Source organism: Lysinibacillus sp. YS11, from assembly GCF_002896375.1.
GTDB classification, from domain to species: Bacteria; Bacillota; Bacilli; order Bacillales_A; family Planococcaceae; genus Lysinibacillus; species Lysinibacillus capsici.
The window spans coordinates 1,408,471-1,423,206 of record NZ_CP026007.1 but is presented as its reverse complement, the minus strand read 5'-3'; the positions used below and the strand labels follow the sequence as shown (position 1 = coordinate 1,423,206).

General features: G+C 38.1%; 17 protein-coding genes. 8 read left to right on the top strand and 9 right to left on the bottom strand.

Features of this window, described 5'->3' with window-relative positions:
• Positions 1-73 precede the first annotated feature (73 nt).
• The 3 genes from LBYS11_RS06735 to LBYS11_RS06725 all read left to right on the top strand — a co-directional run bounded on the left by LBYS11_RS06735 (position 74) and on the right by LBYS11_RS06725 (position 2,000).
• Complete coding sequence (locus tag LBYS11_RS06735) at positions 74-322, top strand: ferredoxin (RefSeq protein ID WP_004232564.1); 249 nt, start codon at positions 74-76, stop codon at positions 320-322.
• Between the two features lie 137 nt (positions 323-459).
• Positions 460-1,053 carry a hypothetical protein gene (locus tag LBYS11_RS06730; RefSeq protein ID WP_103117711.1) on the top strand — a complete coding sequence of 198 codons (594 nt, stop codon included), beginning with the start codon at positions 460-462 and terminating at the stop codon, positions 1,051-1,053.
• A gap of 164 nt (positions 1,054-1,217) precedes the next feature.
• Positions 1,218-2,000 carry an enoyl-ACP reductase FabI gene (locus tag LBYS11_RS06725; RefSeq protein WP_004232559.1) on the top strand — a complete coding sequence of 261 codons (783 nt, stop codon included), beginning with the start codon at positions 1,218-1,220 and terminating at the stop codon, positions 1,998-2,000.
• A 52-nt stretch (positions 2,001-2,052) separates the two neighbouring features.
• Here LBYS11_RS06725 and LBYS11_RS06720 read toward each other — a convergent pair whose 3' ends face one another.
• Positions 2,053-2,781 (bottom strand): sulfite exporter TauE/SafE family protein, encoded by a 729-nt coding sequence (locus tag LBYS11_RS06720; protein ID WP_103117710.1) that lies wholly within the window; start codon positions 2,779-2,781, stop codon positions 2,053-2,055.
• A 14-nt stretch (positions 2,782-2,795) separates the two neighbouring features.
• Positions 2,796-3,995, bottom strand: coding sequence for an MFS transporter (locus LBYS11_RS06715; RefSeq protein WP_048389775.1), 1,200 nt, complete (start codon positions 3,993-3,995; stop codon positions 2,796-2,798).
• A 298-nt stretch (positions 3,996-4,293) separates the two neighbouring features.
• On the opposite strand from LBYS11_RS06715, the gene LBYS11_RS06710 reads away from it, so the two are divergent.
• Positions 4,294-5,118, top strand: a complete 825-nt coding sequence (locus LBYS11_RS06710) for a methyl-accepting chemotaxis protein (RefSeq protein ID WP_048389774.1) — start codon at positions 4,294-4,296, stop codon at positions 5,116-5,118.
• 17 nt (positions 5,119-5,135) lie between these two features.
• Complete coding sequence (locus LBYS11_RS06705) at positions 5,136-5,681, top strand: GNAT family N-acetyltransferase (protein WP_103117709.1); 546 nt, start codon at positions 5,136-5,138, stop codon at positions 5,679-5,681.
• Between the two features lie 35 nt (positions 5,682-5,716).
• On the opposite strand, the gene LBYS11_RS06700 is transcribed toward LBYS11_RS06705, so the two are convergent.
• Together LBYS11_RS06700 and LBYS11_RS06695 are read right to left on the bottom strand one after the other, a co-directional pair.
• Positions 5,717-7,261 carry a flotillin lipid rafts scaffold protein FloT gene (locus LBYS11_RS06700; protein WP_004232547.1) on the bottom strand — a complete coding sequence of 515 codons (1,545 nt, stop codon included), beginning with the start codon at positions 7,259-7,261 and terminating at the stop codon, positions 5,717-5,719.
• Between the two features lie 15 nt (positions 7,262-7,276).
• Complete coding sequence (locus LBYS11_RS06695; protein WP_004232545.1) at positions 7,277-7,807, bottom strand: NfeD family membrane protein; 531 nt, start codon at positions 7,805-7,807, stop codon at positions 7,277-7,279.
• A 154-nt stretch (positions 7,808-7,961) separates the two neighbouring features.
• On the opposite strand from LBYS11_RS06695, the gene LBYS11_RS06690 reads away from it, so the two are divergent.
• Entirely contained in the window at positions 7,962-8,339 is a 378-nt protein-coding gene (locus LBYS11_RS06690; RefSeq protein WP_066037601.1) for a hypothetical protein, read from the top strand.
• Between the two features lie 126 nt (positions 8,340-8,465).
• Here the strand turns inward: LBYS11_RS06690 and LBYS11_RS06685 are convergent, their stop codons facing one another.
• The 5 genes from LBYS11_RS06685 to LBYS11_RS06670 form a co-directional block, all read right to left on the bottom strand.
• Positions 8,466-9,200 (bottom strand): hypothetical protein, encoded by a 735-nt coding sequence (locus LBYS11_RS06685; RefSeq protein ID WP_048389726.1) that lies wholly within the window; start codon positions 9,198-9,200, stop codon positions 8,466-8,468.
• 463 nt (positions 9,201-9,663) lie between these two features.
• Entirely contained in the window at positions 9,664-10,455 is a 792-nt protein-coding gene (locus LBYS11_RS06680) for a GNAT family N-acetyltransferase (RefSeq protein ID WP_103117708.1), read from the bottom strand.
• On the bottom strand, positions 10,448-12,247 hold the full coding sequence (gene abc-f, locus LBYS11_RS06675; protein WP_103117707.1) for a ribosomal protection-like ABC-F family protein: 1,800 nt from the start codon (positions 12,245-12,247) through the stop codon (positions 10,448-10,450). Before abc-f ends, LBYS11_RS06680 begins: the two co-directional genes overlap by 8 nt.
• A 104-nt stretch (positions 12,248-12,351) precedes the next feature.
• Entirely contained in the window at positions 12,352-12,492 is a 141-nt protein-coding gene (locus LBYS11_RS23195; RefSeq protein WP_004232534.1) for an RAxF-45 family protein, read from the bottom strand.
• A gap of 155 nt (positions 12,493-12,647) precedes the next feature.
• Positions 12,648-13,676: an AbrB family transcriptional regulator gene (locus tag LBYS11_RS06670; protein WP_048389717.1), complete on the bottom strand. Its 1,029-nt coding sequence runs from the start codon at positions 13,674-13,676 to the stop codon at positions 12,648-12,650.
• A gap of 205 nt (positions 13,677-13,881) precedes the next feature.
• On the opposite strand from LBYS11_RS06670, the gene LBYS11_RS06665 reads away from it, so the two are divergent.
• Positions 13,882-14,331, top strand: a complete 450-nt coding sequence (locus tag LBYS11_RS06665) for a LytTR family DNA-binding domain-containing protein (protein ID WP_103117706.1) — start codon at positions 13,882-13,884, stop codon at positions 14,329-14,331.
• 1 nt (position 14,332) lies between these two features.
• A complete protein-coding gene (locus LBYS11_RS06660) occupies positions 14,333-14,734 on the top strand; it encodes a DUF3021 domain-containing protein (RefSeq protein WP_103117705.1) in 402 nt (133 codons plus the stop codon).
• Positions 14,735-14,736: the final 2 nt, after the last annotated feature.

Genomic DNA, 14,736 nt, shown 5'->3' with positions numbered 1-14,736 from the left:
GTTGAAATGTAAGATAAACATCTTTAAAATGAGTATGAAGCTTTGTAGGAACATCGTTAAAGGAGAGAATAAAATGGCTAAATACACAATAGTTGATAAAGATACATGCATCGCTTGTGGCGCATGTGGAGCCGCAGCGCCAGACATTTATGATTATGATGATGAAGGCATTGCCTTCGTTATTTTAGATGATAACATGGGAACTGCTGAAGTTCCAGAGGATCTATTGGAAGATATGCAAGACGCTTTTGAAGGTTGTCCAACAGACTCTATCAAAGTAGCAGATGAAACATTCGATGGTGACTCATTAAAATTTGAATAGTCTTCCGTTGATGTATATCTTAAAAGGCATCCTTCAGGGGATGCCTTCTTATTGATTAAAATATTGGCTATCTTTTGCATCAAGATAATAGGCATATGGTCCATTGCTATACATACCAATCTATTGGAGGAATGTGAATGTTTGAGCAGTTACAAGTTGAGCATAGTTTATTTTATATTGATCAAGACCATATGAATAGATTTAAAAATCTTGCTGCAAAGTGGCAATCAATATTTCCAGATGTTTGTGCGAAATGTTTGAATAATGTGGACGCATGGGCAAACGTGTTAAATAACTGGGTTTTCTTAAAATCGCAGCAGACCGATGAGCTCATTCTAAATCCTTCTAAAGCCATCTATTATTCCATCAATACATTCTTATTAGATGAGCTCCAAAAAATTCAAATAATTCAAAAAGTAAAAGAATGTGAGAATGATGATTTTCAGTATTTTGCGGCCTTCCACTTAGGAAATGCCATCGATTTATGGGTGTACGATACACTTGAAAAAAGTGCAGAATCTGATTTGTTAAAACCACAAAATCGAATACCTTATTATCTTGCCTTTTTAGACGATGATTTTCAAACAGACAATGCTTTATTCCATAAAAATCAAACAAGAGCAATCAAAATATTGGCACAGGTCATTCGGTCACAAAATTGCTTTAGAATCACTGTCAGTAGTGCCGTTAATCGAGCAGTAGATATGTATGATCATTATGTAACAAAATAAATTAGCACACCTTTTAATTCGTCTCTACTGTAAAGAGATGAATTTTTTTTGCTCTCTAAACTACTTCTCTTTTCATCTTGTTATTGCAACGTTATTTTATGTATGATAAGATTTTAGTAGTTGGTACTAATAACAGATATTATCTCACAAAGGAGTTCTTCATAATGATGGATAATTTATTACAATTAAAAGATAAGAACATTGTTGTCATGGGCGTAGCAAATGATCGCAGTATTGCTTGGGGCATTGCTAAACGTTTATTTGACGTTGGTGCAAATGTCATCTTCACGTATCGTCAAGAACGTTCATTAAAAAAATTACAAAAACAATTAGAAAATATCGGACAATCCGATTCTCTTGTTGTTCAATGTGATGTGAATAGTGACGACAGCACAAAAGCAGCTTTTGAAGAAATCGGCTCAAAGGTTGGTGTTATTCATGGGATTGTACATTCAGTGGCTTTTGCGCATGCAGAAGATTTACACAACCGCTTCCTTGAAACAACTCGAGAAGGCTATGCATTCGCACAAGATACAAGTGCCTATTCACTTATTTCCACTGCAAAAGCAGCTCATCCATACATGACAGAGGGTGGCTCTATCGTTACAATGAGTTACTTAGGTGCAGAACGAGTACTTGATGGCTACAATGTGATGGGCGTTGCAAAAGCTGCATTAGAGGCTTCTATGCGCTATCTTGCTGCTGATATTGGCCAAGATAATATTCGCGTCAATGCTATCTCAGCTGGTGCTATTCGTACACTCGCTGCAAAAGGTGTTCCTTCTTTTAACACAATTTTACACAAAATTGAAGAAACAGCTCCTTTAAAACGTAATGTTCAACAAGACGAAGTAGCAGATATGACGATTGTTATGCTATCTCACCTATCACGTGGTGTGACTGGTGAGACGATCTACATCGACGCTGGCTACAATATTATGGGTTAACAATAAAGAAGTATGGGAGGATGTATTATCCTTCCATACTTCTTTTTGTCGTTTATAGCATTGTCCATAAACTTTGGATCAACAAAATTAAGCCTGCTGCTACTAATAGAAAATAAATTAAGATTTTAAACAATTTTTGATTTAATCGAGTAAATAGCATTTGTCCAAAAATAAGTCCTAAGAAAACAATTGGCAAAGCATACATACTATACATCCAAACCATTTTACTTGTACCCGCAAAAATGACTTGAGAAAGTAAGCTAATTAGATAGATAAATATATAGTAGGCTAGTGAAACAGCTCTAATGGTTTCTTTATTTCTATGTGTGCTCGCAAAATAGAGCAACAGTGGTGGTCCAGCCATCCCAATACTTGTTGTGAACATACCTGATATAAAACCAACGCCATAATCTCTACTCCTTGTTTGTTGAATAGAGAAATTTCTAATCAATAGAATCGTAAGCCCTATAAGAAGGATAGCGATGAGCAGCTTAAATGTCGTCACATCGACTATGGCAAATAGTATACTACCAAAAGGAGCACCTGCAACACTACCGATCATCACCTTTTTAAGCAACGCTACATCAATATCATGTCTCACCTTCCATATGAGAGAAAACGAAATAACAAGGGACAGTATTATATTTATTTGCATCGCCTCTTGTGGTGTAAAAAGCAACAGTAAAAAAGGCGTAGCCATAACGGAAAAACCAAAACCTGTACTGGTTTGTAAAATAGAAGCCGCTAGGATAATGAAAAAATAGAAAAGTAATTCCTGCAAAATGACACCTCACATCATGTTGTGATACGTTGTCTAACAATGAATCTTTTTAATAAAAATGATAGGACACAAGCAATGAATAAAAACAGAGCAATCATCACTATAACACCCATCCACCCATATTTCATCCAAAAAACGCCTCCTACTGTTCCTCCAACACTTGAACCAAAATAATAGAAAAATAAATAGAGAGAAGATGCTTGTGCTTTATCGTGGGAAGCTCGTTTGCTCACCCAGCCACTTGCGATTGAATGAGCTGCAAAAAAGCCAAAGGTAAAAACGGTTATCCCTATAATCTTTAAAGTAAGTAGCCCATTGAGCGTTACTATAGCTCCAGCTAACATAATGGCAATGGCCAGTAAGAGCATTCGTTGGCGACCATAACGATCGGCTAAACTGCCAAACCATGCCGAGCTAAATGTCCCAACTAAATAAATGACAAATATCCATCCTACAATTGTGGCACTTAAATTATAGGGAGGTGCCATTAGTTTAAAGCCAATATAATTATAAAGTGTGACAAAGCTTCCCATTAAAAGAAACCCCATCCCATAAAGACACAGCATAGAAGGATCTCTTAAATGTTGCAGTAGGGTTTTGGTCAATGCTTTTAATTGTAAAGGTCGCGCACTGAAATGTTTGGAGCTTGGTAACATCCAGACAAACAATAAACTAACTAGTAGGCTGATTCCTCCTAGTACCATCATGCCTGTATGCCAGTTATAATGGTCCGTTAAGGTACCAATAATAACTCGTCCACTAAGTCCCCCTACTGAATTACCGCTAATATATAAGCCCATGGCAACCCCTAAGCTTGCTGGTTCCATCTCTTCTCCCAAATAAGCCATAGCGATTGCTGGTAAACCTGCAAAAACGATGCCTTGTACAACACGTAAAACTAAAATTGTTTCAAAGTTAGGTGAAAATGCAAGAGCTAGTGTCAGGACAGAAGCTGCAAAAATAGAAATCGTCATCAATGATTTTCTTCCCCATGCTTCTGATAACGAACTGACAATTATTAAACTCACCGCTAATGCAAAGGTAGTTACTGAAAGAGATAAACTTGCTACAGCTGGTGAGACGTGAAATGCTTCTGAAAATGTTGGTAGTAATGGCTGCGTTACATATAGGTTAGCAAACGTAATAAAGCCTGCTAAAAATAAGGCCCAATTCGCTTTATGAAACGCCCTCGTACCCTTTTGTATATAGTCCATGAAACTCTCTCCTTAACTTCTTCCACATGCTACTATTATTCTAATACAATATTTCGCAAAACACACGTCTCCTTGTCAAATTTTAGACAAAAAAACCTACTTTTCCACCTATGAATCACAAAAAATAATTGACAAATAAAAGCATATCAAATTTATATAAACGTCTTTTAATAAAAAATAAATAGCTATTTTGACTTGGCAAATATTGTGCTACAGTAAAAGTAATCATCTAGAACCATTGTCACAATGAAGACAGATGACACAACCATTTTCATTGACGAGACTTGGAGGAATTTTTATGAAAATTATTGAAGCTTTAGCCCTCGCAACACCTTATATTCATCTAGCACTAAAACAAGAAGCCATTGTAGCTGTTGTTGAAAAGGAAAATGAAACAGTCGTTAAATACTTAGCAGGTAAACGTGTGGATTCCGGCTACCATGATGGACAAAAAGTTAACGCCAATGACCAAAATGTTTTCATCGCCTTTAATGGACAAAATGCAGATGTGGTGATACCAGAGGATGTTTACGGTGTAGCAATCAATGCTTTTTCATTCCCCATTCGTGAAAATGGTCAAGTAGTAGGTGCATTAGCTTTTGGCTTACCAATAGATAATGAGCTCAAACTTGAAGATTATATGGCTACGATGGATAAGATCGTCAACAGTCTACAGGATAAAGTACATACAATCGCTTCCCATTCTGAGGAATTAGCAGCCACTAGTGAGGAAATTAATAAGCAGGCACAGCATGCCCTAGAGGACTCTGAAAAAACAAATGCCGTGACAGATTTAATTAAAAGTATATCTCGCCAAACTAATTTACTAGGTTTAAACGCATCCATCGAGGCTGCACGTGCTGGACAGCACGGCGCTGGCTTTAATATTGTGGCACAGGAAGTTCGAAAACTGTCCTTTGAGACGTCTAGTGCTACCGAAAATATAGAATCATCATTACGGAATATCAATAGAAATCTAGATAATCTAAAGCAAAATATGGGACAAATCAATGATGCAACAAATGAGCAAGCACAGCTCGTACAGGATTTCAGCGAAATTATAGAAGAATTAACTTTACTTAGCCGAGAAATGAAAGGCTTTATGCACAATGCGTTAAAATAATAATGAGGTGAACAATAATGCAAATTACCATAAACCAAGATTTAGCTTTACGGATGATCGCACCTGAAGATGCAGAGAAGGTTTTTGCATTAACGGATGCCTCGAGGGAATATCTGAAAGAATGGCTACCATGGCTAGATTTCACAAAAGAACTGGCGGATACAAAAGCCTATATTGAGGGCTGTATTAAGGGCCATGAAGCGAACAGTAGCCTCTCCCTAGTCATTCTCTTTAAAAATGAAATTGTTGGCATTGCAGGCTTTAACGCGATTAACCCGAGCAATAAAATCGGCACTATTGGCTATTGGTTGAGCGAAGGAGCACAAGGACATGGCATCATGACGAAAACGGTAAAAGCTTTATTGCAATATGCCTTTGAAACATTGAAGCTTCATAAAGTTGAAATTCGTGTTGCTGAAGCCAATCACAAAAGTCGCGCAATCCCAGAACGTCTTGGATTCATGCAAGAAGGAACCATTCGAGCTGCAGAATGGCTCTACGATCATTATGTAAATCACGTTATTTATGGCATGCTTGTAAGTGAATGGCAGCAACAACTATAAAAAAACGACCTGATGAGATCATCAGGTCGTTTTTGTTAGGATTGTTCTACCGCTTCTTTCGTTTCTTCAGGTGCTTGCTTTTTTTCAAGTCCTAAAGCAATCTGCTCTAATTCTGGACGCAATGTGTGCTTCCCAGCATAGCTCTCGATCAGCTCTTTTACATCGAGACCAGAAGTTTCTTTTAATGTTTCTTGAAGTGTAGACATTAAATTGGTTGCGTAAGATGTCACCTTATTCGCACCACTTCCCTCTCCACCACCAGTATCGACCACTGTAATCTTATCGATATTGCCAAGTGGACTTGCTAGCTCTTTTGCATACTCTGGCATCATGCGTACAACCATATCCAGTACAGCTGCTTGACCATAGTATTCAAAGGCTTCGGCAATCTTACGTTTAGCTTCAGCTTCAGCCAGACCACGTAGACGAATGATATCAGCCTCCGTCTCCCCTTGTGCTCGCTCTGCATCAGCTTTGGCAAGACCATCCAAACGAATTTTCTCTGCCTCTGCTTTTGCTAATGATTCAATACGATATTTTTCCGCATCAGCCTGTGCAAGCTCACGCATTTTTTCAGCTGCAGCATTTTGCTCCACTGCATAGCGATCTGCATCTGCTTTCTTTTTAACCTCAGAGTCATATTGCTTTTCTCTACGTAAAATCTCTTTTTCTTCTAATTCAATTTGCTTTTGACGCTCGATAATGCGAATTTGCATTTCTTGCTCCGTTACTTCCTGCTTAGCACGAGCAGTTTCAAGCTCATACGCTTGGTCAGCACGCGCTTTGGCAATATCCTGCTCACGTCGGAACTCAGCTACTTTTAATTGATTTTCTTTTTCTGCTTCTGCAATTTCCGTCGCACGCTCTAGTTCTGCCTTTTGTGCTTCCTTAGACGCTTCTGCACGTTTAATACGTGTTTCTTTTTCTGCATCTGCTGTCGCAATATCAGCATCTCGCTTTACCTGTGCGATTCTCGGTTTCCCTAGTGAGTCTAAATAGCCATTTTTATCTCGTACATCCTTGATCGTGAAGGATACAATGACAAGACCCATCTTTGCTAAATCTTGTGAAGCAACACGTTGAACTTCCTGTGAGAATTTATCGCGGTTTTTGTAGATTTCTTCAACCGTCATAGATCCTAAAATGGAACGTAAATGACCTTCTAATACTTCACGTGCTTCCCCTTCGCGCTCTGCTTTTTGCTTGCCTAAAAACTGCTCTGCTGCTGTCGCAATTTCTGAAATGGAACCGCCAATTTTAATAATGGCTGTACCATCTGCCATAACAGGAACACCTTGCTCTGTATACACCTCAGGCGTTGTCACTTCTAGTTTACTAGAAAGTAAGCTTAACGGCTGTGCTTGTTGGAAAATAGGGAATACAAATGTACCGCCCCCACGAATAATTTTAATGCGATTCCCCGACTCATCCTTATGTACATTTTTAGAGCCGAGATAGCTACCTGTCACAATCAGTGCTTCATCAGGACCCGCCGTACGATACTTTGTCACATATAAGCCGACTAGGGCAATTAATACAAATGCTACAATTCCTAAAACAATTAAGATATCGGTTGACATAGACATATCTCTCCTTTAAACAAATTTTTTCTCGTACGTTCTAACAAAAAGTGTTCCGTCCTTCACATCCACAACAAGTACGGTTTCATCATAGTCAATGGCTTCATTATCATAGCCCGTTGCCCGTTTTGAAATCATGCCACTTGTCGTTTCGATAACAACCTCGCCAAAACCATCTACTGGAATTGGCACAATAACTCTTCCTAATTGCCCGCCTAGCGATTCCTCTGTGTAAGCTAAAGAAACATCAGCGGAACGTAGCGGAACGAGAACAAATAAATAAAAGATGGAACTTAAAATAGCACCGATGATACATGCAGCAATGATGTTCCAAACGCTAGAGAACCAGGCTAGTTTTTCTAAAATAAAACCTGCTGCTGACATCAACGTAATGAAAGATAGAATGACACTCGGATTAAAAATGGGTAGTCCTTCCCCAATACCTTCGACTGCATCACCAAAAAACATAACCAATACTGTGGCAAGGCCAGCGAAAATCAAAACCACCAAAAAGATCTGCTCGAGTGAATAGCCAAATAGCGTCAAGTTGCTCACCCCTTTTCATCATATTACCTACTATACGGATGTACCTCAGGAAAAGTTTCAAAATTTTTCAAACTCTTCTTTAAAGTATTATTTTTTGCTTTCATTAGAACCATGTTACAATAGAAAAGTATTCTGACAACTAAGGAGAAATGGCATGAAGCTTTCGACAATCTTAAATTTTATAATTCTAGTATTTTTCACGTTATTATTCGTTAATGATTTCTTCCCTGATACAGCTATTGCTGCGATGCTGACTAAAAAAATAATATTGCTTATATTAGTTGGGCTTGTCATCATTCAGCTAGCCTTTGACAAGGGTAGATATAAAAGATTATCAAAAAAGGCTTATATCGGATTAACATTGTATACAGTTGGATTATGGATTGTTTTAACATTACTTGGCGGTCAATCACAAATTGGCCTATCGTTCACAAGTCCTCTATTCTATATCATTGTTGTGCTTCTTGGATTGGATTTAATCCGCCTTTCACGCCAAACTAAGCGGGATCAAACAGAGGAGAAAGCGAAGTAAAGCACAGCTATCCGTCAATCTTACGAAGCTATCCACCACTTTCGCACTGCTTACCGTCACTTTTGTCCCTCTATCCGACGACAACATAAAAAGCATGTCTCTGATTTTGACAGAGACATGCTTTTCTTATGATTCTAATACATTTAAAATGGCATCCAGTTCATGGACAGCTAGATCTAAGCGTTCCTTCGCTTCGATATTTTGCTGTTTTAAGTGACTAAACTCTAGCAAATTTTTCTCATGCTTTAACTTAATAGATGATAAACGTTCGATTCGTGCTTCTACTTTTTCTATTGCTTGCTCACAGACAGTTGTCCAGAGCTTTTCTGATTGTTGCATTTCCGTTGTCGATGGGTTGTGCTGACGCATAATTCGTGCGTAAACCATTTCAATTTGTTCAATTAGCTCCGAATAAAAATGGCGCTCAACGCGTGTTGTTTGGAATGTTGGATGTTCTACCTCTTTGGCATATGGCGTTATTTGACGAAGTAGCTTGCCAGCATTTTCTCCAAAAGCATGGGATAAATTCAAGACATTCATTAATTGCAATAATAAGCGTATTTCTTCTAGATTAATAAGTTGGGAATCGATGCTTTCCTTTAACTTTAATGACTCCATGTAGCGTCGATCAAAATGTTCAATTTCACCGTTGCGCTGCTCTACTAAATGGACACTTGCATTGTCTTTCAAGCTTTTAATATAGCGAATGGCATGGTTTTTTAGCTCTTCTTTTGACAGCAAGTTATCATTGTCTTGTTGTGGTTTTTCTCGTTGAACATACGCAAATGCATCCATTTTTTTGGGCCATTGTGCTGCTTGGGTTTCATCTGAGACATTATAGCGTATATAAATTCCGTGCATTTCATATCCTCCAAGTCCATTAAACAAGTATCTCTAAAGACAATAAATCGAATACGACATTTTTTCAAGTAAAAAACTTTTAATAATTGAAAATCCTTCTTTATTAACAATAAAACAAAAATCCCGAATAGTCGATACTATTCAGGATTTTACTAGTTTTCATTTATTCCTACTTATCCTTTAACACCTTTCCACCTGCTCCACTAACCCGTGTATAGTTGCATCTCGCAAATTCATATCAGACAATGGATAAAAACAATGCTGTTAACTGAGGCCTGAGGAATTTGATGTCGTAATGAGCAGCTATCGTTCTACAGGAGCAGGAAATAATTTTTGCTGATTATATTTTAAAGCATCCCTTCATTAAAACAACCTGTAATCAAAATTGACAAGTACAGTTCTAAAAAATTGCCAAATTCCTTGTAAGCACTACAGGAATTTGGCGATCTTTATGTGTAGCTATTTAAGCCTGTTGGCGGATATCTTGAATGCTCTTCCCTTCAGTAAACGCATGAATCGATGCAATGGAGCCCACCGATTTAAAATTTGCCTTCTCATAGACTTTGGCAACCTGTTCACTAATTGGTAATATCCAAAGATCATCCAATCCCAGCTCGACTGATTGCTGTTGGATATGCTGCAGCATATAGCCGATTAAACCGCGACCACGATAGCTTTCAGTTGTTGCAACACTTTCAATCCTACCTTGATTTTCTGACACAAAAATATTTGCTGAGCAGCACGCCACCCCATCTAGTCTTAGTAGATAATACGTAAAATGTGAAGAATGATAGGTTTGCTCAAATGCCTTTTTTATTAATGAAGGCTCCCCAAATGCAGAAATGCTCATTTCTACTGCTAATGCTTCCTCCATATTTGCATCCGTTACACGCTCAATTTGAATGGCAGGATTAGGTGGAAGTATCGCATATTCACCATCCCAGTACTGAATTTCATTAACAAAATTCTCATATTGAAAGCCGTGCGTCTCTAATGCCTCTATACATAGCTGATTTTGTTCTAGATTATATAAATAAATCCGCGGGATCAGAGATTTTGATTGGTAGAAATCTTTTATGTCTTGTAAAAATAAGTCAGGTTGTTCAATCTTTCTCCAAATCTGTGCATGATTTGCATCGTAATAGGTTGGGATAGCCTGATTGTAAAATAAGACCCCCTCCTTACAAACCTCCACTTCACTGAAACTCTTCACATACTCTATATCAAGCTGCATAATGCGTTCTAAATTAAACATGCTCTGTGCCCCCTTCTAACCATCTTTCATACAAATTTTCTAATTGAAGTTCAAGCTTCTGCCGTTGTTCTTTAGCAAGCGATGGTTGTTGTAGTTTTGTCTCTAATTTTTCAATTTGCTGTTCAATCGGTAATTCTTTTTTAGGTGGCTGCGTTTTATTTACTGGTTGTTTTTCAACCATTTTCATTGCAAGTTCCTGTCGTTTTTCTCTAGCCCACTCATAATCTCCCTCAAAAACTTGAATAGTCTGGTTTTCAATCCACGCCGTTTTCGTAAAAATTTTCTGTAAGAAATAGCGGTCATGTGACACCCCAATAATCGTGCCTTCAAAGGATTCCAGTGTCTCTTCCAATACTTCTCTTGCTTCAATATCTAAATGATTCGTTGGCTCATCTAAGATTAAGACATTGATATCCTCATGCATTAATTGTGCTAAACGAAGACGCATTTTTTCTCCACCACTTAAGTCCTTCACTTTTTTAAAGACATCATAGCCATAGAACAAAAATCGTGCGAGTATATGGCGAGCTTCCGCCTCTGACACGGCGACACTTTCACGAAAGGCATCAATTAATCGTATAGCAGGATTTGGATGTTCAAATTGCTGGGAAAGATATCCAAATTTTACATTACTTCCAATCTGACACACTCCCTGATTAGGAATGATTTCCCCTAATATCATTTTTAATAATGTTGATTTTCCACTACCATTGCTCCCAACAATCGCTAATCTTTCGCCAAAATAAATAGCTAGATTGCTTTCCTTCAATAAAGGCTTATCAAAGCCATGATCAATGGCTTGCAAAAGCACGACCTCTTTACCACTGCGTTCAGCCATCGTTAAAGCTAAATTCATTTTCTTTTTAGTGAGGGGCTTCTTTACTCGCTCGATACGTGCTAATGCTTTTTCCATACTCTTTGCACGTCGATGCATGGATGCGTTTGGTGGATTCGCCTCATTTGCCCACTGCTTTAATCGTTTAATTGTTTCTTGCATCTTTTTAATTTTCTTTTGTTGCTCTTCATAATTTGCAAACTGTTGCTCAATTTTTGCTTCTTTTTGTGCTATAAAGGCATCATAATGGCCGTTATACGTAAAAGCCTCCCCATCCTCAATTTCAATAATCTTCTGGGCTACTTGATTCATGAATTGACGATCATGGGATACGACAATGACAATCCCCTCAAAGTTTCGCACATAATGTTCAAGCCACTCAATAGCTTGCATATCCAGATGGTTCGTTGGTTCATCCAATAACAAAATAGAGGGCTTTTTCAATAAAATTTGTCCAAGCATAACCTTTGTTTTTTCCCCACCACTTAAACTACTAAATGGCTGCTCTAGCATATCTGAAATACCTAGTCCATTTGCAATCATTGCTAGCTGTGCATCTACTTCATAGCCCCCTAATAGCATAAATTGCTCCTGCAATTGGCCATATTGTAGTAATATTTTATCCGTGACCGTCGACTGCATCTCTTGCTCAAGTGCTGTCATTTTTGCCTTTATTGCATAAATATCCGCAAATGCTTCCTCCAGCACTTCTTTCACAGCATGGAGTGGATAATGTGGAATCTGATGTAAATAGCCAATCGTCGCTTCTTTACTTTTAATTATTCGTCCCTTGTCAGGTATCTCTACCCCTGCAAGCAGTTGTAATAAAGTCGTTTTTCCACTGCCATTTACACCAACAATCGCCACATGTTCACCACTATTTACCTCTAGCTGTAGGTTCTCGAATAATATATTGCCACCCATAATTTTTTGAATTTGTTCAGCTTTCATTTGCATCGTTTTTTCCTCCAATGAAACGTGCGAAAACATCTTTAGAACACAAAAAAGACTGCTCATTAACAAGCAGTCCTCTTCTCAATTAAATGTGTGAAAAAGAATGGTTAATTCGCTACGTTTGTTATTTGATTTTGCTTAAAAATGGACAGACCTATCCCGTTGTTCGCAAAATCGAAAGTAATCACACGTGCAAAATACATAGCCGTATCCACTTTTACACATGTTTTCGTAGCGTTTTTATTCATTCCTTCTCACCTCCGTTCATAGTAGTTATGGCTATCATAACATTATTCGGATTATTTGGAAAGGGAAAATTTAACGTTCATTTATCATTATTCAAAAGTTCTATTTGATCGAAATTCGCACAAAGAAAAACATGAGAGGTTGATTCATAGCCCCATCATGTTTTCACTTTTCTTACAAATACTTTTACCACAGGCACCAGAAAAATCGAGACAACTAGTACACGAAAAAGCTGAAAGGCCGTGACAATCGTAACATTTGCATGGACCGAAGCGGCAATAATCCCCATTTGATCAAGACCACCAGGAACAATACTTAAAAAGCTTGTCCTAAAATCAAGGCTGTACAACGCTGCCATCACAAATGTTAAACCATAGGCTGCCCCAATAAAAATGCCCGCCGAAACAAACGCATAAAAGATATGCTTCTTCGATAAATGTAAATCCTCTTTTTTTAATAATAATCCAATATAAATTCCTAGCATGAGTTGGGCAATATGCAGAAGCGATAATGGTAATTTTGGCACTTCTATCCCTGCCATATTAACGCCCATTAGTAAAAACACTGGGCCTAGCATATAGCCTGTTGGAATTTTTAGCTTTTGTGCTAGCCACCCTGCGCCACCACATACCACAAGTATGCCAACAAGGTTCCATGTGTATGTTCCATCAATCATAGAACTATTGCCACCTGCCCCTGCCACCATTAAAGGAACAAAGCCAACGATTAAAAGAACGCGAAGGATTTGAAAGAATGTGATGACCACCATATCCATCTCTTGTTGCTCTTCCGCAAATGCCACAACCTGCGACATGCCCCCAGGAACACAACACGTTAAGGCAGTCGCAAAATCTAAATCTGTCCGCTTGGCAACAAGGAAACTTACCGCAAAAAACAACAAAATAAATATGATATTTAACACGACCATGCTTCCTAAAAAAAGCTTGATGTCCTGTACAGCTTCTGGTGTAAAGGCATAGCCGATAGAATAACCTGCTACGACTAAACCAAAATTGCGGAAAGAATGATGCCATTTTAATTGGACGTTGGTGGATAGCTGCACGATGAGCACCGCTGTAATCGCTCCTAACAGCCAAGGCATCGGTATATGGAAAAATTGAAAAACTACAGCACCTATTAAACCAATGCATAATGTGATGAACATATGCTTATCAAAAATAAACATGGTAGCAACCCCTTCAACTCGATAAGCCTATTATGACCTTTATAAACCGCTTTTTCTACTGGACCGACTTTTGAGCTGTTTGCTATCGTTGAAAAAGAACCTGTTATCCAACAAATAAAACCTCTTATCGAACAATTTATCCTTGCTAAAATTTTCTATGCTACATTAGTAATACCTGATTCAGCGTTTTTAAAGGAGGCCTCCTATGAAAATTCATTTAACCATCAATCATGAGCTCGAGGAAACTGAGGTTCATATCCATGCCAAGGAATATAATGAGCAAATTGAAAGATTGATGAGACAGCTTCAAGCATCCCAAACTACGATGCTAGATGGGTATGACCAACAAGAAATTCATCTCTTAAAAATTTCCGATATTTATTCCATTTACGCAGAGGATGCCAAAGTATTTTTACAGACAGATGAGCAAGAGTTTGAGTCCAAGCGAAAATTATATGAGCTTGAGGCTCAGCTAGCCAAAGATTTTGTACGCGTGAGTAAGTCTACACTCGTCAATATCCATAAAATATCCTCTATTCAAATGGGCAAAATCGGCACTACACAGCTATTACTTGAAAATGACGTAGCCGTTCATGTCAGCCGAAAATATTTAAAAGAATTAAAGAGACACTTAGGTATTGGGAGGGATTCATAGCATGAAGTATTTACGCATGATGATTATCGGTCTACTCATTTCCCTTAGCTCCTCTTATGTCTTAGTGACACTTAGCGTCCTATCAAATAATGCGGTGGCCACAGGAACAGAATTATTGGAGCAAATTGTTATCGCGGCCATCCTTGGCATTGCCATTGGTTTGCTATCCGTCATTTTTGATATGGAGCAATTGCCTTTTACAGTTCAGCTTCTTCTCCATTTAGTAGCGGTGACAGCATGTGTACTAACCGCAGGCTATTTTGGTAGCTGGTTTGATTCAGGTGTATGGTATGTACTTATTGCGGAAGCCATTATTTACTTGATTGTTTGGTGTATTCTATATGTTCTTCAATTAAATGATATTGAAAAAATCAATAAAGAAATTCAAAAGAGAAGGGATTAACC